Annotated in this window: 18 protein-coding genes; 8 read left to right on the top strand and 10 right to left on the bottom strand. The window is 67.5% G+C overall.

What is annotated here, in order from left to right:
• The 7 genes from K2W61_RS17350 to K2W61_RS17320 form a co-directional block, all read right to left on the bottom strand.
• Nucleotides 1-849 (bottom strand): IclR family transcriptional regulator, encoded by an 849-nt coding sequence (locus K2W61_RS17350; RefSeq protein WP_175141498.1) that lies wholly within the window; start codon nt 847-849, stop codon nt 1-3.
• A gap of 28 nt (nt 850-877) precedes the next feature.
• A complete protein-coding gene (locus K2W61_RS17345; RefSeq protein ID WP_175132686.1) occupies nt 878-1,732 on the bottom strand; it encodes a fumarylacetoacetate hydrolase family protein in 855 nt (284 codons plus the stop codon).
• 37 nt (nt 1,733-1,769) lie between these two features.
• Nucleotides 1,770-2,540 carry an SDR family oxidoreductase gene (locus tag K2W61_RS17340; protein WP_175132687.1) on the bottom strand — a complete coding sequence of 257 codons (771 nt, stop codon included), beginning with the start codon at nt 2,538-2,540 and terminating at the stop codon, nt 1,770-1,772.
• A 238-nt stretch (nt 2,541-2,778) separates the two neighbouring features.
• A complete protein-coding gene (locus K2W61_RS17335) occupies nt 2,779-4,377 on the bottom strand; it encodes a GMC family oxidoreductase (protein WP_236756146.1) in 1,599 nt (532 codons plus the stop codon).
• 19 nt (nt 4,378-4,396) lie between these two features.
• A complete protein-coding gene (locus K2W61_RS17330; RefSeq protein WP_236756145.1) occupies nt 4,397-5,206 on the bottom strand; it encodes a shikimate dehydrogenase family protein in 810 nt (269 codons plus the stop codon).
• Nucleotides 5,207-5,260: 54 nt separating this feature from the next.
• Entirely contained in the window at nt 5,261-6,247 is a 987-nt protein-coding gene (locus tag K2W61_RS17325) for a transketolase family protein (RefSeq protein WP_175141501.1), read from the bottom strand.
• Nucleotides 6,248-7,105, bottom strand: a complete 858-nt coding sequence (locus tag K2W61_RS17320) for a transketolase (protein ID WP_175132691.1) — start codon at nt 7,103-7,105, stop codon at nt 6,248-6,250.
• 138 nt (nt 7,106-7,243) lie between these two features.
• Between K2W61_RS17320 and K2W61_RS17315 the strand changes: the two genes are divergently transcribed.
• Nucleotides 7,244-7,948, top strand: a complete 705-nt coding sequence (locus tag K2W61_RS17315; protein ID WP_175132692.1) for a GntR family transcriptional regulator — start codon at nt 7,244-7,246, stop codon at nt 7,946-7,948.
• Nucleotides 7,949-7,957: 9 nt separating this feature from the next.
• Entirely contained in the window at nt 7,958-9,025 is a 1,068-nt protein-coding gene (locus K2W61_RS17310; RefSeq protein WP_236756144.1) for an iron-containing alcohol dehydrogenase, read from the top strand.
• Nucleotides 9,026-9,121: 96 nt separating this feature from the next.
• Here K2W61_RS17310 and kce read toward each other — a convergent pair whose 3' ends face one another.
• From kce to K2W61_RS17295, 3 genes are read right to left on the bottom strand one after another with little or no spacing between them, the layout of a single operon-like run.
• Nucleotides 9,122-10,057 (bottom strand): 3,5-dioxohexanoate:acetyl-CoA acetone transferase, encoded by a 936-nt coding sequence (gene kce / locus K2W61_RS17305; protein ID WP_175132694.1) that lies wholly within the window; start codon nt 10,055-10,057, stop codon nt 9,122-9,124.
• Nucleotides 10,050-11,012 carry a 3-hydroxyacyl-CoA dehydrogenase gene (locus K2W61_RS17300; RefSeq protein ID WP_175141503.1) on the bottom strand — a complete coding sequence of 321 codons (963 nt, stop codon included), beginning with the start codon at nt 11,010-11,012 and terminating at the stop codon, nt 10,050-10,052. The genes kce and K2W61_RS17300 overlap by 8 nt, the downstream gene beginning before the upstream one ends.
• The gene (locus K2W61_RS17295; protein WP_175132696.1) at nt 11,012-11,794 is read right to left on the bottom strand and encodes an SDR family oxidoreductase; all 783 of its coding nucleotides are present in this window, start codon (nt 11,792-11,794) and stop codon (nt 11,012-11,014) included. Before K2W61_RS17295 ends, K2W61_RS17300 begins: the two co-directional genes overlap by 1 nt.
• 332 nt (nt 11,795-12,126) lie before the next feature.
• Here K2W61_RS17295 and K2W61_RS17290 point away from each other — a divergent pair, with 332 nt between their 5' ends.
• The 6 genes from K2W61_RS17290 (at nt 12,127) to K2W61_RS17265 (ending at nt 18,630) form a co-directional block, all read left to right on the top strand.
• Nucleotides 12,127-13,326: an ABC transporter substrate-binding protein gene (locus tag K2W61_RS17290; protein WP_175132697.1), complete on the top strand. Its 1,200-nt coding sequence runs from the start codon at nt 12,127-12,129 to the stop codon at nt 13,324-13,326.
• A gap of 157 nt (nt 13,327-13,483) precedes the next feature.
• Entirely contained in the window at nt 13,484-14,350 is an 867-nt protein-coding gene (locus K2W61_RS17285; RefSeq protein WP_175132698.1) for a branched-chain amino acid ABC transporter permease, read from the top strand.
• A gap of 22 nt (nt 14,351-14,372) precedes the next feature.
• Complete coding sequence (locus K2W61_RS17280; RefSeq protein WP_175132699.1) at nt 14,373-16,154, top strand: branched-chain amino acid ABC transporter ATP-binding protein/permease; 1,782 nt, start codon at nt 14,373-14,375, stop codon at nt 16,152-16,154.
• Entirely contained in the window at nt 16,147-16,851 is a 705-nt protein-coding gene (locus K2W61_RS17275) for an ABC transporter ATP-binding protein (protein ID WP_175132700.1), read from the top strand. Before K2W61_RS17280 ends, K2W61_RS17275 begins: the two co-directional genes overlap by 8 nt.
• A gap of 19 nt (nt 16,852-16,870) precedes the next feature.
• On the top strand, nt 16,871-17,866 hold the full coding sequence (locus K2W61_RS17270; protein ID WP_236756143.1) for an NAD(P)H-quinone oxidoreductase: 996 nt from the start codon (nt 16,871-16,873) through the stop codon (nt 17,864-17,866).
• Nucleotides 17,863-18,630, top strand: coding sequence for an SDR family oxidoreductase (locus tag K2W61_RS17265; protein ID WP_175132702.1), 768 nt, complete (start codon nt 17,863-17,865; stop codon nt 18,628-18,630). Before K2W61_RS17270 ends, K2W61_RS17265 begins: the two co-directional genes overlap by 4 nt.
• The last annotated feature ends 95 nt before the right edge of the window (nt 18,631-18,725 follow it).

The raw sequence follows: 18,725 nt of genomic DNA, 5'->3' as shown, positions 1-18,725 counted from the left end.
CTACGCCTGCTCGGGCAGGTAGCCGCTGTACCCCATCAGGGTCGACAGCCGCTGCGCGATATTGCCGACGATCTCCTGCACCTGCGCGATGCTGGGTGATTCCTTGCGGTCGATGCGCTCGATGTGCGGCACATTGATGGCGGCGATGGCCTGGTCGCCCACGCCCATCACCGGGAAGGCGACATTGGTGATGCCGCGGATCTGGCGGCTCGGCATGCAGGCGCAGCCGTTCCTGCGCACGTCGGCCAGGAGCGGAAACAACTCGCCCGGGTCCGATTCCAGCTCGCCTTCCACCTTGATATGGGCGGCCAGCATGCGGGTGCGCTCGACCTCGTCGCGGAAGGCCAGCAGCACGTGGCCCGAGGAGGTGTCGGTCAGGCCCATCATCACGCCCACCTTCAGGCCGAACGACCAGCGCTCGGGGCTGTCGACCTGCGCGATCACCACCACCCGGCCCGCCTGGTAGACCGCCAGGTGGCATGACTGGCGCGAACGGTTGGCCAGTTCGCGCAGCAGCGGCAGCGCCACGCTCACCAGCGATTTGAGCGGCTGCTGGCGGTGCGCCAGTTCGAACATCTTCAGCGTCAGCGTGTAGCGGTCGTTGTCGTCGACCTGCACGTAGCCGCGCCGCTGCAGCGTCACCGCCATGCGGAAGATCTCGCTGACGCTGCGGCCGATCTGCTGCGCCAGCTCGGCCAGCGTGTAGCCGGCCGGGCTGGCGGCCAGCGCCTCCAGGATGTCCAGCCCCTTTTCCAGGGCGGGCGCGGCATAGCGCTGCGCGCCCGGCGCGTCCGGGACGTCGGCCTCGGTCGGCATGGAATCGGCGGCGGAAATCTTGGAAGCGGTCATGGCGTCGGCGTGGGGTTGAAGCCCGATTCTATTCGGCCCGGCGCCAGGCCCGCAGGGCCTGGCGCTGTTCGCCCAGCCCGGCGATACCCAGGCGCATCTCGTCGCCCGCCTTCAGGTACACCGGCGGCTTCTGGCCCAGGCCCACTCCCGGCGGCGTGCCGGTGCTGATGATGTCGCCCGGCATCAGCGACATGAAGCGGCTGATGTAGCTGACCAGCGTCTTGACCCCGAACACCATGGTGCGCGTGCTGCCGTTCTGGAACCGGTGGCCGTTTACCTCCAGCCACATGTCCAGGTCCTGGGGATCGGCGATCTCGTCTCGCGTCACCAGCCACGGGCCGACCGGCGCGAAGGTGTCGCAGCCCTTGCCCTTGTCCCACTGGCCGCCGCGCTCGATCTGGTATTCGCGCTCGGACACATCGTTGACCACGGTGTAGCCGGCCACGTAGTCCATGGCCTCGCTTTCCTCCACGTACGACGCCTGCTTGCCGATGACCACGCCCAGCTCCACTTCCCAGTCGGTCTTGACCGAGCCGCGCGGGATGATCACCGGATCGTTGGGGCCGCTGAGCGACGAGCTGGGCTTGAGGAACAGCACCGGCTCGGCCGGCACCGGCAGGCCCGATTCGGCGGCGTGGTCGGCGTAGTTCAGGCCGACGCAGACGATCTTGCCGACCCCGCTGACGGGGCAGCCGTAGCGCACCGCGCCATCCACGCGCGGCAGGCTGGCCGGGTCGAGTTTCGCCAGCCTGGCCAAGGCGGCCGGGGCGATGGCGGCGCTATCGATGTCGGCCACCGCGCCCGACAGGTCGCGCAGCGCGCCCTGGGCGTCGATGAGGCCGGGTTTTTCCTGGCCGGGTTGGCCGTAGCGTACGAGTTTCATGCAGAGTCCTTGAAAGAAAAAAGCGCGCGCGAGCGGGTCAGTTGGACCAGCCGCCGTCGATGACGTGGGTAGTGCCGGTGGTGAAGGCGGATTCGTCGCTGGCCAGATAGACCACCAGCGCCGCGACTTCTTCGACCCGGCCGACCCGGCCGATCGGCTGGCGCGCCACGAAGGCGGCGCGTACGGCCGCCTCGTCGCTGCCCTGCTGGCGCGCCTGGGCGGCAATGCGCTCGCGCAGCGAAGGCGATTCGACGGTGCCGGGGCAGATGGCGTTGCAGCGGATGCCGCGCGTCACGAAGTCGGCCGCCACCGCCTTGGTCAGGCCGATCACGGCGGCCTTGGAGGCGCCATAGACGAAGCGGTTGGGCACGCCCTTCACGCTGGAGGCGGCCGAGGCCATGTTGATGATCGAGCCGCCGCGCGCCAGCATCGCCGGCAGGTAGGCGCGGATGGTGCGGTACATGGTCTTGACGTTCAGGTCCATGCTGAAGTCCCAGTCGGCTTCCTCGCAGTCCAGCACGGTGCCGGCGTGGACGAAGCCGGCGCAATTGAACAGCACGTCCACCGCGCCGGTCTCGCGGGCGCAGGCCGCCACGGCCGCGCCGTCGCGCACGTTCAGCACCCGGGTGCGAAGCCCGTCCAGACCCGCTTCGCGGGCCTCATTCGCCAAGTCGGCGAGCGCGGCCTCGTTGATGTCGGTGGCCCAGACCTGGGCGCCCTCGCGCGCCATGGCCAGGGCGCTGGCGCGGCCGATGCCGTTGCCGGCTGCCGTGACCAGCGCCCGCTTGTCTTGCAAACGTAGGGTCATGTCTCTTCTCGTCGGTGGGAAGGTCGGACGGCGCGAACGCCGCGTCTCATGAAATTCTTTTTTATTGATAAAACAAATTAAGAGAATTCCAGCCTTCCCACAAGACACGGGACTTAAGTATTTACCCTTATATTTATAGCAATCACTCCTTATTCTTGCTTCGATTGGCCCGACTTCAATACAAAATCAGTTTTTATTGATAAAAACTTAGAACTCGCGGTCACAAGCCGTCCCCGGGTCACGCGGCAGCGGCATCCTCCAGGATCATCTCGGCGCCGCGCTCGGCCACCATCATCACCGCCGCCTGGGTATTGCCGGACACCATCCTCGGCATCACCGACGCGTCCACCACCCGCAGGCCGGCGATGCCGTTGACGCGCAGGCGCGGGTCGGTGACGGCGTCGGCGTCCACGCCCATGCGGCAGGTACCGATCGGGTGATAGATGGTCTGGCCGTTGCGGCGCGCGAAATCCAGCCACGCGTCATCACTGTCCACCGCCGCCCCCGGGCTCAACTCGCTTTCCACATAGTGCCGCAGGGCCGGCCGCTGCACGATGCGCCGCGCCACCCGCATGCCACCCACCAGACTGTCGCGGTCGACCTGCGCCGACAGGAAGTTCGGCCGGATCGACGGCGCCGCCAGCGGGTCGGCCGACTTCAGGTGGATCGAGCCCACTGACTCCGGCCGCAGTTGCGCCACGCCGATGGTCATACCCGGCGCGCGATCGAGGATGCGCTCGGCCGCGTTGGCGTAGCTGGCGTGCACGAAGAAATACTGCACGTCGGCCGCCGGCAGGTCCGGCGCGCTCTTGACGAAACCGTGCACCAGCCCCGTTCCCAGCGTCAGGATGCCCTTGCGGCGGGTGTAGTAGCGCGCCACCTGCTGCGCCAGACGCCAGCCGCGCGACATCTCGTTAAGCGTCACGGTGTTCCTGACCCGCCAGTTCATGCGCGTGGCGAAATGGTCGATGTAGTTCTCGCCCACCTGCGGTTGGGCGTGCACCACCGCGATGCCGAAGGATCGCAGCAGCGCGGGGTTGCCCACGCCCGACAGCTCCAGCAATTGCGGCGACTGCACCGCGCCCAGGCACAGCAGCGTCTCGCGCCGCGCCCGCACGGTGAATTCCTGGCCGTTCTTGCGGTACGCCACGCCGACGCAACGCTTGCCCTCGAACAAAAGCCGCGTCACGTGGGCGCCGCATTCCACCGTCAGGTTCTTGCGGCCGGCGGCGGGTTTCAGGTAACCGTCCACCACGCTCCAGCGGCGCCCGTGGCGCTGCACCACCTGGTAATAGCCGACCCCGTCCTGGCAGCCGGCGTTGTAGTCGGGATTGAGCGGCAGGCCGTCTTCCTGCGCCGCGCGCAGGAAGGCGTCGGACAGCGGAAAGCGCTCGGCCACTTCCTCCACGTGCATTGGGCCGGACTTGCCGCGAGTCGGGCCGCCCGGCTCATAGCACTCGATCTTGCGGAACACGCGCTCGGCGGTGCGCGCGCCCCAGCCGGTGGCGCCAGCGGCCTCCCAACCGTCGTAGTCCTGCGGCCGGCCGCGCACGTAGATCATGCCGTTTATAAGCGTCGAGCCGCCCAGGCCCTTGCCGCGCGGCACGGCAATGGCGCGGCCGTAGACGTTGTCCTCCGGCTCGGTGGCAAAGCGCCAGTTGTAGTCGGGGTTCACCAGCAGCTTGGAAAAGCCCGCCGGGATCGAGATCCACATGCTGCGCGCCTCGTGCCCGGCCTCCAGCATCAGCACCCGGTGGCGCCCGTCGGCCGTCAAGCGGTTGGCCAGGATGCAGCCGGCCGTGCCGCCGCCCGCGATAATGAAGTCGTAATCGCCCATCGTCTGGTCCGTCGCCGCCTCATGCCCGCGCGGCCGGCGCCACGCCCATCATTTCCGCCATCAGCTCGATCTGCCCGGCCAGCATCGGCGCGCCGTAGTGCACCTTGCAGCCGCGCGCCCGCGCCGCCACCAGCAACGGCGTATCGGCCGGCTGCATGATGACCTCGCACACCAATTGGTCGGGCGTCAGGCGCGCCGTGTCCAGCGGCAGCGCGTCGTCCGGCTTCATGCCCAGCGAAGTGCCGTTGACCACCAGGTCATGGCCCGCCGGATCGGCCGTGCCGACCGTGATGTCGGCCCCGGGATGCAGCGACAGGATGCGCGCCTTCAGGTCCTCGGCCTTGGCCGGCGTGCGGTTGGCGATGGTCAGCCGCGACACGCCCGCCTGCACCAGGGCGAAGCCGATGGCATTGGCCGCGCCGCCGGCCCCGGCCAGATAGGCGGTCTTGCCCTCGGGCGCCACGCCGTGCGTGCGCAGGCCGCGCACGAAGCCCTCGCCGTCCAGCATGTGCGCCACCAGGCGGCCGTCGGCCTCGCGCCGCACCACATTGGCCGCGCCGATCTTGCGCGCCACCGGCGTGGCGTCGTCGGCCAGCGCCAGGATCGCCGCCTTGTGCGGCATGGTGATGATCAGGCCGCCCAGGTTCTCCAGCCGGCTCAACCCGGCCACCACCTCGGCCAGGTTATCCGGCCGCGCATGGAACGGCACGCAAACCCCATCGAAGCCGATGCGGGCGAAATGCTCGTTCAGGCGCTGCGGGGTTTTGACGTGATAGATCGGGTCGGCCAGGATGCCGAACAGGCGGGTATTGCCGCTGATTTCCTTCATTGCTTGTCTCCGTGTCGTGGCGCCGCGCCGGGCGCCTTTCAATGCCGCCATGCCCTATCGCTGCAGCAGTTCGCGCGCCACCGCCTCGATGCCGGCGCCGTCGAGCCGGTAATGGGCGTACAGCGTGGTAGGCGGCGCGATCAGGCTGTATTCGTCGTAGATGCCATGGCGCCGCAGGCGCGTGCCGCTGCCGGCGTCCGCCAGCACCTCGGCCACCGCCGAGCCCAGGCCGCCCATGACATTGTGTTCCTCCACCGTCAGCAGCGCGCGCGCCTGCCCGGCCGCATCCAGCACCGCTTCGCGGTCCAGCGGCTTGAGGGTCGGCATGTCGATCACGCCTACCGACAGGCCATCTTCGCGCAGCCGCGCTGCGGCCTCCAGCGCCGCGTGCAGCGTGATGCCGCAGGCGATGATGTTCAGGTCGCTGCCGCGAGAATGGACGATGGCGCGGCCGAAGGTGAACGGCGTGCCGTCGTCATAGACCTGCGGATCGCGGCCGCGGCCGATGCGGAAGTAGATCGGCTCGGGCCAGTCCGCCGAGGCCTTGATGGCCGCCGCCAGTTGCGGCCCGTCGGCCGGCGACACCACGGTCAGCCCGGCGATGGCGCGCATGGTGGAAATGTCTTCGGTGGCGTGGTGCGACGTGCCGTAGAAGCCCAGGCTGATGCCGGTGTGATGGCCGATCAGCCGCACCGGCAGCTTGGTATAGGCCACGTCCATGCGGATCTGTTCGCAGCACAGCAAGCCCAGGAACGAGGCAAAGGTGGCCACGAACGGCATCGCGCCGGTGGTGGCCAGGCCGGCCGCGGCCGACACCATGTTCTGCTCGGAAATGCCGAACTGTACGTAGCGGTCGGGGTAGGCCGAGGCGAAGCGGTTCAGGCCATTGGAATATTGCAGGTCGGCCGAGCCGGCCACCACCGGATGCCCGGCCCGCGCCAGCTCGATCAGCGCGTCGGAAAGATACGACAGCCCGGGGTTCACCGCGTTCAGGGCGCGGTACTGCCAGGAATCGGGGGAAAGCGTCTGTGCCTGTGCCATTCAGATCTCGCGGGTCATGATTTCGTCGATGGCGGCCTGCGCGTCCTGCGGCGCCAGGTAGCCCAGATGCCAGCCAGGTTCGGTTTCCATATGGGAAACGCCCTTGCCCTTGATGGTTTTGGCGATGACGCAGGCGGGCCGCGCGCGCGCCTGGTCGGCGCGCAGGCGGCGCAGCAGCGCGGTCAGCGCCACCAGGTCGTGGCCGTCGACCTCGTGCACCTCCCAACCGAAGGCCTGCCACTTGTCGCGCAGCGATTCCACGCCGATCACGTCGTCAACCTTGCCGTCGAGCTGGTAGCCGTTGCGGTCGATGATGGCGACCAGGCGCGACAGTTTGTGATGCGCGGCGAACAGCGCCGCTTCCCACACCTGCCCTTCCTGCATCTCGCCGTCGCCCAGCATCACGAACACGTTGAAGTCGCGCTGGCTCATGCGGCCGCCCAGCGCCATGCCGGCGCCGTTGGACAGCGCGTGGCCAATGGAGCCGGAACTGAAATCCACCCCCGGCACCTTGGTCATGTCGGGATGGTCGCCCAGCGGACTGCCCAGGCGGGTGTAGCCGTCCAGCAGCGCATGCGGGATAAAGCCGTGGTCGGCCAGCACCGGGAACAGCCCTACCGCCGCGTGGCCCTTGCCCATCAGGAAGCGGTCGCGGTCCGGCCAGGCCGGCTCGCCCGGCCGCAGCCGCATCACGTCGTAGTACAGCGCGGCAAAGATCTCGGCGCATGAAAACACCGAGCTGTAGTGCCCGACCTTGGCGATCTCGATCAGCCGGATGGTTTCCAAACGGATATGACGGGCCTTTTCCCGCAGCCTCCGCAACTCGTCTTCTGTGGGGTCACCCCGGTCCTGGCGCATGGCGTCTCCTCCGCGCATTATAATATATGATATATAATATACCCATCGCGCTTGAATTGGCCAGGGCGGGATAGAATTCAGCCGGGCGCCGTTTCACGGCTTGCCCCCATTCCATCGAACCCGCAAGCCTCGACCGTCATGCCCAGCCTGAAACCGGTAAAAAAAGAGAACCTCTCCGTCAAGGTCTACAACGAGATCCGCAGTGCCCTGATCAACGGGCAGTACGAACCCGGAGAGCGCCTCATCATTGGCGAGCTGGCCCAGGAAATGGGCGTCTCGATCACGCCCGTGCGCGAGGCCATCTTCCGCCTCATCAGCGAACAGGGCCTGGAAATGCAGGCCGCCACCGCGGTCTACGTGCCCTACGTCAATTCGGAAAAGCTGCGCGAGATCCAGCAGATCCGCTTCCATCTCGAAGGCATGGGCGCGGCCGAGGCCGCCAGGAACATCACGCGCAAGCAACTGGACAACCTGATCGCGCTGCAGAAGGACTTCATCTCCTGCACCTCGACCGACCCCAAGCGCGCCAGCTACCTGAACCGCAAGTTCCACTTCGGCATTCTGGAAGCCAGCAACAAGCCCATCCTGCGCAACACCGTGGAATCGTTCTGGGTCATCACCGGCCCGATCCTCAAGGTGTTCCACGTCAAGACCGCCGGGCTCGACTATTCCCAGGACGAGCACCGCCACGAAGCGGTGCTGGCCGCGCTGGAGGCGCGCGACCCCGAAGCCGCCACCAAGGCGATCCAGGCCGACCTGGTGTGGGGCGGCAAGATCATGATCGACTGGTTGGTCGAACGCGAAAAAGAACTCGACTACCGCCCGCCCGGGCCTCGCAAATAGGAAGATTCGATGCTGAAGATTTTCGGTGCTCCCGGCCGCTACATCCAGGGAGCCGGCGCTCTCGACGCACTGGGCGGTTACGCCGCCCTGTTCGGCCGCCGCGCCGCCCTGGTCATCGACCGTTACGTGCAGGGCGTGCTGGGCCCGAGAATCGAAGCATTGTGCGGCGCCCACGGCGTGGCGCTGACGGCCCTGCCGGTTGAAGGCGACATCACGCCCGCGTCGATCGCGGCGCTGCGCGCGCAGGCCGCGGCCGCCGGCATCGACATGGTGATCGCGGTGGGCGGCGGCAAGGCGCTGGACGCCGGCAAGGCGGTGGCCAAGGCCGGACACTGCCACCTCGTCACCGTGCCCACGGTGGCCTCGAACGACGCGCCCACCAGCAAGAACTACGTGCTGTACGACGCCCATCACAACCTCCTGGCGGTCGAGCACATGCTGTTCAACCCGACCATCGTGCTGGTCGACACCGCCGTCATCGCCACCGCGCCCGCCGCGTTCTTTCGCGCCGGCCTGGGCGATGCCATCTCCAAGAAATTCGAGGCCGAACAATGCGCCCGCAACGGCGGGCGCAACATGTACGACGGCGCCCCGCCGCTGACGGCCCAACTGATCGCCGACGGCAGCCTGCGCACGCTGCTGGCCGACGGCGCCGACGCGCTGGCGGCCGCCGGCAGCGGCCAGCCCACGCCCGCCTTTGAACGCGCGGTGGAAGCCATGATCCTGATGAGCGGCCTGGGTTTCGAGAGCGGCGGCCTGTCGATCGCCCACGCCCTGACACGCGGCCTGCCGCAGATCAACGGCCTGGCCAGCGCGCCGCACGGGCTGCAGGTGGCCGTCGGCCTGCTGGTGCAGCTCGACCTGGAGGCGCGCCAGGACGGCATGCTGGCTACCCTGACGCAATGGTACGAACAGGTCGGGCTGCCGACCACGCTGGCGGCACTGGGCGCGCCCGCGCCGTCCGCGGCCGAACTGGCGCAGGCCGCCGAACTGACGCTGGCCGCGCGCCATGCCGCCAATTTCGATCGTCCGCTGGACATCAAGACCCTCGTCGACGCTTTGCGCCGCCACGCCTGACCCGCGCCGGGCCATCCGCCCGGCGCCATGGCCCGCGAACCCGGCGCCGCGCCGAGGCGTCACCCCGACACGCGGCGCCGGCGCGGCCGGCGCGTGCTAGAACGCCACGTTGTCGCCGCCTTTCAAACCCAGCTTGGCGCGGGTCTCGGCCGGCGTGGCCACCTCCAGGTTGAGCGCTTCCAGTATGGTGCGGATGCGCTCGACCTGCGAGCGATTCGACTCGGCCAACTGGCCCGGTCCGATCCACAGCGAATCCTCCAGCCCCACCCGCACGTTCGAGCCCATCGCCGCGCCGATGGTGGCCAGCGGCATCTGGTTGCGGCCGGCGCCCAGAATCGACCATTCGTATTCATTGCCGAACAGGCGATCGGCGGTGCGCTTCATGTGCATCAGGTCTTCCGGATGCGGGCCGATGCCGCCCAGGATGCCGAACACCGACTGGATGAACGGCGGCGACTTCACCAGGCCGCGATCGACGAAGTGCGCCAGGTTGTACAGGTGGCTGATGTCGTAGCACTCGAACTCGAAGCGGGTGCCGTTGGCGTTGCCCAGCTCCAGGATCGATTCGATGTCCTGGTAGGTGTTGCGGAAGATCAGCGAGCGGCTGTTCTCCAGGTGCTCGCGCTCCCACTCGTGCTTGAAGTCCTGGAAGCGGCCCAGCATCGGAAACAGGCCGAAGTTCATCGAACCCATGTTCAGCGACGCCAGTTCCGGCTTGAAGGTGGTGGCCGGACGCATGCGCTCCTGCACCGTCATGTGCGGACTGCCGCCGGTGGTGATGTTGATGATGGCGTCGGTCTCGGCCTTGATGCGCTTGAGGAACGGCTCGAACAGCGCCGGGTCCTGCGACGGCTTGCCGGTCTCGGGGTCGCGCGCGTGCAGGTGCAGCACGGCGGCGCCGGCGCGGGCCGCGCCGATGGCGGCCTCGGCGATCTCGTCGGCCGTCACCGGCAGGTGCGGCGACATGCTGGGCGTGTGGATGGCGCCCGTCACGGCGCAGGTGATCACGACTTTCTGCTTGGCTTTAGCCATTTTCGTCTCCGTTGTCTTGCTGTTGCTTGTGGCGCATCAGGCGCATCAGTTGTTCGTCGCGCCAATAGCGGCGCGCCGTCAGCTCATCGGCCGGCAGCAGGCCGCGCCGTTCGGCCGCCAGGGCCTCGACCCGCGCGCCGTCCCAGGGCACGGCTTCGCGCTGGGTGGCGCCGATGGATTGGTACAGCCCGCCGTAGCGCGCGCAATAGTCGGCGATGCCGCCGGGCGCGTTCAGGTCGATGGTCTCGAACGGTCCCATGAACGACCAGCGCAGGCCCAGGCCGTCCTTGACGGTGGTGTCGATATCCTCGGCGCTGGCGATGCCGGCCGCTGCCAGGCGGAAGGCCTCGTGCAGCAGCGCGCCCTGCAGGCGGTTGAGGATGAAGCCCTCGATCTCGCGCCGCATCGTCACCGGCTTCTGACCAATGTCCAGCATGATGTCGCGCGCCGCCTGCATGGCGGCCGCGCTGGTCCAGGGCGCCGGGCACAGCTCCACCACCGGGATCAGGTAGGGCGGATTGACCGGATGCGCCACCAGGCAGCGGTGGCGGCCGGGCAGGTCTTCGGTGAATTCGCTAGCGGGGATGCTGGACGTGGAACTGCCGATGATCGCGTCCGGTTCGGCTGCCGCGTCCAACTGCGCGAACAGCTCGCGCTTGAGGTCGCGCCGCTCGGGTGAGTTCTCCTGGATGTAGCGGGCGCCGGCCAGCGCCTCGGGCAGGCTGGCCGCCACCTCGATGCGGGCGGCGGCGGCCGCCGCGTCGCGCAGCAGGCCGTGCGCCTGCAGTTGGTCGAGCTGGCGCCGGATCAGCGTACCAGCCTCGGCCAGCATGGCGCCGTTGACGTCATGCAGGCGCACCTGCCAGCCCTGGCGCGCGAACACGATGGCCCAGGCCTGGCCGATCAGGCCGGTGCCGATGATGGCGGCGCGGCGCCGCTGCGGATCGGCCGCCATCAATAGAGCTTCTGCGTGAAGCCGTCCACCACGATGGCCTGCCCGGTCACGCTGCGGGCGGCCTCGCTGGCGTTGAACAGCACCATGTTGGCGATGTCGCGCGCCGTCACCATGCGCCCCAGCGCCGCCTGGTTCTCGTAGAGCGCGGCGATTTCCTCGACCGGCTTGCCCAGCGTTTGCGCCTTGGCGTCGATCACGGCGCGGATGCGCGGCCCCTCGACCGCGCCCGGCAGGATGGCGTTGACGCGGATGCCGTGGCCGCCCAGCTCGATCGCCAGCGACTTGGTGAAGCCGATCACCGCCCATTTGGAGGCCGAGTAGACCGAGCGTCCGGCAAAACCCAGATGGCCGGCGGCCGACGACAGGTTGATCATGACGCCGGCGCGCGACTGCTTGAGCAGCGGGATGGCCTGACGCGCGCACAGGAACTGGCCGGTGATGTTGACCGCCAGGGTGCGGTCCCAATCGGTCTTGGAGAGGGTCTCGACGAAACCGGTGGGGCCGGCCACGCCAGCGTTGTTGACCAGGATGTCCAGCCCGCCCAACTGCTGGCGCACGGCGTCGAACAGCGCAGCCACGCTGTCTTCATCCGACACGTCCGCGTATACCGCCCGCACGCCGGGCAACTCGGCCGGCAAGGCCGCCAGGCGCTCGCGATTGACGTCGCACACCAGCACGGCGGCCCCGGCCCGGTGGAACACCTGCGCCATTTCCAGGCCCAACCCATCGGCGCCGGCGGTGATGAGTACCTTTTTGCCGGCGAAATCCACTTCCTCGAACATGCTCCTGTCTCCTGGATTTTTCTGCTGAAACGCCTTTTGATCATATAGGATATATGATTTTAAGGGGAGTTTTCTTGCTTTCGGCGGAACCCGGAAAGTATCCGAAAATAAACATCCGCACAGCGGAATTCAGCCTGGAAAGAACCACAAAATCGCCTGGAAACGCTTTATCCATGCGGCTTGAGGGAAATCCCCGATTCAGCCGGACGAGTCCGGCACTAGAATCCAGGACGAGGTCTTTGACCCCCTCCGGCCCATATATCATATATTTAAAAACAGACGGACGAGACAGCAGAAAGTCCGCACCCCATACCCACAAAGGAGCGTAGACAGTGTTCAAGATCAATAAATTCGCCATCGCGCTGGGACTGTGCGGCGTCCTGGCCAGCGGCACCGCGGCGGCCGACATGAAAGTGGGCGCCCTCTTCCCGTTCAGCGGCGCCCTGGCGCTGCTGGGACAAGAGAGCTACCGCGGCCTCGAACTGGCCGTCAACGAGATCAACGCCGCGGGCGGCATCAACGGCGAGAAGATCCAGATCATCAAGGCCGACGCGGTGGACCCGACGCAGGCCGTGTCCGAAACCAAGCGCCTGATCTCGTCCAACGTGGTGGGCGTGTTCGGCAGCTACGCCTCGGGCATCTCGTACGCAGCCTCGCCCGTGACCGAACTGGCCGGCGTGCCCTACTTCGAACTGGGCGCCACCGCCCACAAGATCACCACGCGCGGCTACAAGTACCTGTTCCGCAGCAACCCCAACACCGGTCTGTACGGCGTGGCGGTGGTCAATGCGCTGCATGACATCATCGCGCCCGGCATGGGCCTGAACCCCAAGGACATCCGCATCGGCATCATCCACGAGGACGGCCCCTACGGCACCGACGTGGCCGCCACCGAGAAAAAGCGCGCCCAGGAATTGGGCTACACCGTGGCCGAAGTGCTGCCCTACTCGGCCAAGACGGTCGACCTGTCCTCGCTGATCCTGCGCCTGAAGGGCGCCAAGGTCAATGTGGTGCTGCAGACCGCGTACCAGAACGACGCCATCCTGTACTTCAGCCAGGCGCGCGCCGCCGGCTTCAAGCCCGAGGTGGTGATCGGCGCTGGCGGCGGCTACTCGCTGGCCGACACCGCCAAGGCCGTGGGCGCCGACATGAACGGCGTGTTCGACCTGGACTTCCCGCAGGCGTCCATCAACCCGGCCGGCGCGCCTGGCCTGGAAAAGTTCCTGCAAGCCTACAAGGCCACCTACAAGAGCGACCCGCAATCGGGCCACAGCCTGACCAACTATGTCGGCGCCAAGGCCTTCTTCGCAGCCATCGCCAATGCCAAATCGACCGACAAGGACAAGATCCGCGCGGCCGTGCTGGCCTATAAGAAGCCGGCGGGCCAGACCGCCAACGGCTGGGGCTTCGATTTCGGCGAGGATGGCCAGAACAAGGCCTCCACGTTCTACGTGATGCAGTGGCAGGACGGCAAGCTGGTCACCATCGCCCCTGACAACCTCGCGCTCGGCAAGCCCGTCTTCAAGAAATAAAACGCCAGGGCCGGCGCGATGACGCCATCGCGCCGGCCGCGACGACTTGCCGGCAACCGGACGCTCGGGGGCGTCCGGCGTTTCACTGGGGCCCGCGCCCCGGCCCCGCCGAAGACGGCGCGGCGCCGGGGCCAGCCCCGCTCTAAGAGGTTGCACCATGGATATCTTCATTCAACTGGTCATCAATGGCCTGTTGCTGGGCGGCGCCTACACCATCATCAGCCTGGGGCTGACGCTGATCTTCGGCGTGGTCCGCGTCGTCAACTTCGCGCACGGCGAATTCCTGATGATCGGCATGTACGCGGTCTACCTGATCGCGGCGCAGTTCGGCGTGCATCCGTACATCGGCCTGGTGCCGGTGGCGGTCATCCTGTTCGCGCTGGGCGCGCTGACGCAGAAGGGCATCATCCAGCCGCTGCTCAATGCCGACCAGCACATCCAGATCTTCGCCACGGTGGGCGTCTCCACCATTCTGCTGAACCTGGCGCTGGTGATATTCGGCGCCAACGTGTACCGCGCCCCGGTGCAACTGGGCACCAGCACGCTCGACATTGGCAACTACACCATGGTCACCGGCCAGCTGGTGACCTTCGTGGTCGGCCTGGGCCTGGCCGTGCTGCTGCACCTGTTCATGCACCGCACCTATCTGGGCCGCGCGCTGCGGGCGGTGGCGCAGCACCGGTACGCCGCCACGCTGATGGGCGTGAACGTCAACAACGTCTATGCCATCGCCTTCGGCCTGGGCACCGCCTTCGTCGGCATCGCCGCCGGCCTGCTGGCGCCGCAGTATCCGGTGTTCCCGACGGTGGGCACGTACTTCGTGCTGACCGCCTTCGTGATCGTGGTGCTGGGCGGCCTGGGCAGCCTGTATGGCGCGGTGGCCGGGTCGATGATCATCGGCATCGTCGACACCCTGGCCGGCTACTACATCGCCCCCGACCTGAAAGAGGTCGTCTATTTCGGGATCTTCCTCTTGATCCTTGTCCTGCGTCCGACCGGCCTGTTCGGCGTCGGCACAGAGTGATCAGAGCCACAAGGAGCGAGACGTGTTTCCCGACTTTCGAAGCCCCAAAGCCTACGTCAGCCTGATTCTGCTGACCGCCATGTTCATCGTGCCGGTGGTCGCCGGCACGCCATTCTGGACCAACCTGTTCGTCCTGCTGTTCGTCTTTTCCGCGCTGTCGGTGGCCTGGAACATCGTCGGCGGCTACGCCGGCCAGCTGTCGCTGGGCCACGCGGTGTTCTACGGCATCGGCGGCTACACCGCCACCCTGCTGACGCAGAACTTCGGCATCTCGCCGTGGTTCGGCATGCTGGCGGGCGCGGTCATTTCCGGCGCCGTGGCGATCCTGATCAGCTATCCCACGCTGCGCCTGCGCGGCCCGTTCTTCGCGCTGGCCACCATCGCCATCCTGGAGGTGGTGCGGCTGCTGGTGATCCACGAAGAAAGCTGGACCGGCGGCTCCAGCGGCATCAGCCTGCCGTTGAACATCGGCTGGACCTGGATCGTGTTCCGCGAAAAGATCAACTACGTGATCATCGCCTTCGGCCTGTTCCTGCTGGTGACCTGGGTATCCTGGTACATCCGCAAGTCGCGCATCGGCCACTACCTGATCGCCATCCGCGAGCGCGAGGACGCGGCGCTGGCGGTCGGCATCCACACGGTGCGCGTCAAAATCATCGCGGCGGTGGTGTCGGCCATGCTGACCAGCGTGATCGGCACCTTCCATATCACCTACCTGACCTTCGTCGACCCCAGCTCGGCTTTTTCGCTGGAGCTGTCGATCCAGGTGGCGATGTTCGCGCTGATCGGCGGCCTGGGCACGGTGGCCGGCCCCATCGCCGGCACCTTCCTGGTGCTGCCGATCGCCGAGCTGGCGCGCGGCTGGCTGTCGAGCGTGGGCAACGGCATGCACGGGCTGATCTACGGCCTGATCCTGGTGGCGGTGGTGCTGACCATTCCGCGCGGCCTGGCCGGCGCCTTCGGTCCGGCGATCGAGCGCGCGCTGGCGCGCCTGCCCTACCTGGGCACGCCGCGCGCCCGGCGCCAGCGGACCGAGCAGGCCCGTCCGACCGATGCCACGCGGCGCGAACAACCGGTGCTCAAGGCCGAAAACCTGTTCAAGAGCTTCGGCGGCCTGCGCGCCACCAATGACGTGTCGCTGACGCTGAACCAGTACGAAATCCTCGGCATGATCGGCCCCAATGGCGCCGGCAAGACCACCGTGTTCAACCTGCTGTCCGGCTTCCTGTCGCCGGACAAGGGCGCGGTGTCGATGGTGGATGCCAAGGGCAACTGGGTCTCGTGCAGCACGCCCGACGAATTCGCCCACCACGGGCTGGGCCGCACGTTCCAGATCGCCAAGCCCTTCACCGGGTTGACGGTTCTGGAGAACATCATGCTGGGCGCGTTCATCCATACCGCCGACCGCGAGGAGGCCGAGCAGATCGCCTTGAAGGTGGCCGAGGAAACCGACCTGCTCAAGTACCTGAACACCGAGGCGCGCAGTCTCACCGTGGGCGGCATGAAGCGGCTGGAGATCGCCCGCGCCCTGGCGATCCGGCCGCGCATCCTGCTGCTGGACGAGGTCATGGCGGGGCTGAACCCGACCGACATCGAAAAGTCGATCCAGATGATCCGCCGCATCCGCGATTCGGGCGTGTCGGTGCTGCTGATCGAGCACATGATGCAGGCCACCATGGCGCTGTCGGACCGCATCATCGTGCTGAACGAAGGCGCGGTGCTGGTGAGCGGCGCGCCCCGCGACGTGGTCGAGAACCCCGCCGTCATCGAAGCCTATTTGGGCAAGGAGTACCAGGATGCTTAAGGTTTCGGATCTTTCGTCGGGCTATGGCAAGAGCCAGGTGCTCAACGGCCTGAACTTCGAAGTGCGGGCCGGCGAAATCGTGACGCTGATCGGCGCCAACGGCGCCGGCAAGACCACCACCCTGAAGACGCTGTGTGGCGTGGTCGCCGCCACCGCCGGCCGGGTCGAGTTCGAGGGCCAGGACCTGACCAACCGCACACCCTACGACATCGTCGACGCCGGGATCACCATGATTCCCGAAGGGCGCCAGCTGTTCCCCCATTTCACGGTGCGCGACAACCTGCTGATGGGCTCGTACAAGCGCGCCGCCCGCCCCATCGTGCAGCGCAAGCTGGAGGAAGTGCTGCAGATCTTCCCGCGGGTGCGCGAACGCCTGGGGCAATACGCCGGCTCGCTGTCCGGCGGCGAACAGCAGATGGTGGCGATCGCGCGCGGCATGATGGCCGACCCCAAGCTGCTGGTGTTCGACGAACCCTCGCTGGGCCTGTCGCCGCTGCTGGTGCAGCAGATGTTCGACATCATCCGCGACGTCACGTCCCACGGCGTCACGGTGCTGCTGGTCGAGCAGAATGTGTTCCGCACCCTGCGCCTGGCCGATCGCGGCTACGTGCTGGAGAACGGCGCCATCGTGCGCACCGGCACCGGCGCCGAGCTGCTGGCCGATCCCCATGTCAAGAAGGCCTATCTGGGCCATTGAAATCCGAAGGACCGCATTCATGTCTTTACGCTGCACATTCATCGACCACGGCGCCGGCGGCGCGCCCGATTGCCTGCGCCTGGCCGAACGCGAGATGGCCGCGCCCAGCGGCCGCCAGGTGCTGATCGAGGTCGCCTACGCCGGCGTCAACCGCCCCGACGTGCTGCAACGCTCGGGCTCGTATCCGCCGCCGCCCGGCGCCTCGCCCTACCTGGGGCTGGAGGTGGCGGGCACCATCGCCGCCGTCGGCCCCGACGTCACGCAGTGGCGCGTGGGGGACCCGGTCTGCGCGCTGACGCCCGGCGGCGGCTATGCGCAGTACTGCCTGGCCGACGAACGCCATTGCCTGCCGGTGCCGCGCGGGCTGGACCTGCTGTCGGCCGCCGCCATACCGGAGAACTACTTCACCGTCTGGACCAACGTGTTCGAGCGCGCCCGCCTCGCGGCCGGCGAGAAGTTCCTGGTGCACGGCGGCTCCAGCGGCATCGGCCTGACCGCCATCCAACTGGCGCGCGCCTTTGGGGCCGAGGTCTGGACCACCGTGGGCAACCCGGAAAAAGCCGAGGCCTGCCTGAAGGCCGGTGCCCACCATGCCGTGGTCTACCGCGACACCGACTACGAGGCCGAGATCCGCCAGGCCACTGGCGGCCAGGGTGTGGACGTGATCCTCGACATGGTCGGGGGCGCCTATATCAACAAGAACATCCGCTTGCTGGCGGTCAACGGCCGGCTGGTGCAGATCGCCTTCCTGGAGGGCAGCAAGGCCGAGATCGACGCGCTGCCCATCATGACCCGCCGGCTGTCGTTCACCGGCTCCACCCTGCGGCCGCGCTCGGACGAGGACAAGGGCGCTATCGCCCGGGCGCTGGCAGACAAGGTGCTGCCGCTGATGGAACAGGGCCGCTGCCTGCCGCTGATCCACCAGGTGTTCCCGCTGGCGCAGGCGGCCCAGGCCCACGCGCTGATGGAAAGCAGCAGGCACATCGGCAAGATCATGCTGCAGGTCAAGCCATGAGCGCGCGCTTCCAGGATCAGGTCATCGTTGTCACCGGCGCGGTCGGCGGCATCGGCTCGGCCATCGTCGAGGGCTTCCTGGCCGAAGGCGGCAAGGTCGGGCTGATCGACTTCAATTCGCAGGGCGGCCAGGACTATGAAAAGGCGCTGAAGCAGCGCGGCCACGCGGTGAGCTTCGCGCAGGCCGACGTGGCGCACTTCGACCAATGCCAGGCCGCGTATGACCGCATCACCCGCGACCTCGGCCCGGCCACCATCCTGGTCAACAATGTCGGCATCTCGCCCAAGACCGACGGCCGCGCGCTGAAAGTGTGGGAAATGACGCCGGGCGAATGGGACAAGGTGGTGGCGGTCAACCTGAACAGCGTGTTCTACATGACCCGCCTGGCCACGCCGCACATGGTGCGCCAGCGCCAGGGGCGCGTGATCAACATGTCGTCCGTGGCCGGCAAGGCCTATTGCGATATCGTCGCCGCGCACTACGCCGCCACCAAGGCGGCGCTGCTGGGCCTGACGCGCCACTGGGCCGCCGAACTGGGCGAGCACGGCATCACCGTCAATGGCCTGGCGCCCGGCCGCATCAGCACCCCGCTGCTGAAAAGCGTGCCCAAGGAAATCAACGACGCCGTGGCCGGCGTCACCGCGCTGCGCCGGCTCGGCACGCCCGAGGAAGTGGCCGACGCCTGCCTGTTCTTCGCCTCCGACCAGGCGCGCTTCGTGACCGGGCAGGTGCTGGATGTGGCGGGCGGCTGGCTGATGACCTAGCGCCGCGCCGCCAACCCCGCCGCGCCAAGACAACGCCCCGCCGGCGAAACCGGCGGGGCGTTGTGCGTTTGCCTGCGCGGCGCCCGCCTCGCGGC

Origin of the sequence: Achromobacter pulmonis (assembly GCF_021733725.1) — a bacterium.
In the GTDB taxonomy this organism is placed as follows: Bacteria; Pseudomonadota; Gammaproteobacteria; order Burkholderiales; family Burkholderiaceae_B; genus Achromobacter; species Achromobacter pulmonis.
Note: the sequence above shows the minus strand (reverse complement) of the source record. Positions and strands in the feature narration are given on the sequence as shown.

What these genes read in the sequence shown, in the direction of transcription:
- K2W61_RS17345 (WP_175132686.1), bottom strand. Translation starts at nt 1,732, where the DNA reads ATGAAACTCGTACGCTACGGCCAACCCGGCCAGGAAAAACCCGGCCTC.
- K2W61_RS17350 (WP_175141498.1), bottom strand. Translation starts at nt 849, where the DNA reads ATGACCGCTTCCAAGATTTCCGCCGCCGATTCCATGCCGACCGAGGCC.
- K2W61_RS17270 (WP_236756143.1), top strand. Translation starts at nt 16,871, where the DNA reads ATGTCTTTACGCTGCACATTCATCGACCACGGCGCCGGCGGCGCGCCC.
- K2W61_RS17300 (WP_175141503.1), bottom strand. Translation starts at nt 11,012, where the DNA reads ATGGCGGCCGATCCGCAGCGGCGCCGCGCCGCCATCATCGGCACCGGC.
- K2W61_RS17295 (WP_175132696.1), bottom strand. Translation starts at nt 11,794, where the DNA reads ATGTTCGAGGAAGTGGATTTCGCCGGCAAAAAGGTACTCATCACCGCC.
- K2W61_RS17275 (WP_175132700.1), top strand. Translation starts at nt 16,147, where the DNA reads ATGCTTAAGGTTTCGGATCTTTCGTCGGGCTATGGCAAGAGCCAGGTG.
- K2W61_RS17325 (WP_175141501.1), bottom strand. Translation starts at nt 6,247, where the DNA reads ATGGCACAGGCACAGACGCTTTCCCCCGATTCCTGGCAGTACCGCGCC.
- K2W61_RS17315 (WP_175132692.1), top strand. Translation starts at nt 7,244, where the DNA reads ATGCCCAGCCTGAAACCGGTAAAAAAAGAGAACCTCTCCGTCAAGGTC.
- K2W61_RS17330 (WP_236756145.1), bottom strand. Translation starts at nt 5,206, where the DNA reads ATGAAGGAAATCAGCGGCAATACCCGCCTGTTCGGCATCCTGGCCGAC.
- K2W61_RS17310 (WP_236756144.1), top strand. Translation starts at nt 7,958, where the DNA reads ATGCTGAAGATTTTCGGTGCTCCCGGCCGCTACATCCAGGGAGCCGGC.
- K2W61_RS17320 (WP_175132691.1), bottom strand. Translation starts at nt 7,105, where the DNA reads ATGCGCCAGGACCGGGGTGACCCCACAGAAGACGAGTTGCGGAGGCTG.
- K2W61_RS17265 (WP_175132702.1), top strand. Translation starts at nt 17,863, where the DNA reads ATGAGCGCGCGCTTCCAGGATCAGGTCATCGTTGTCACCGGCGCGGTC.
- K2W61_RS17285 (WP_175132698.1), top strand. Translation starts at nt 13,484, where the DNA reads ATGGATATCTTCATTCAACTGGTCATCAATGGCCTGTTGCTGGGCGGC.
- kce (WP_175132694.1), bottom strand. Translation starts at nt 10,057, where the DNA reads ATGGCTAAAGCCAAGCAGAAAGTCGTGATCACCTGCGCCGTGACGGGC.
- K2W61_RS17335 (WP_236756146.1), bottom strand. Translation starts at nt 4,377, where the DNA reads ATGGGCGATTACGACTTCATTATCGCGGGCGGCGGCACGGCCGGCTGC.
- K2W61_RS17340 (WP_175132687.1), bottom strand. Translation starts at nt 2,540, where the DNA reads ATGACCCTACGTTTGCAAGACAAGCGGGCGCTGGTCACGGCAGCCGGC.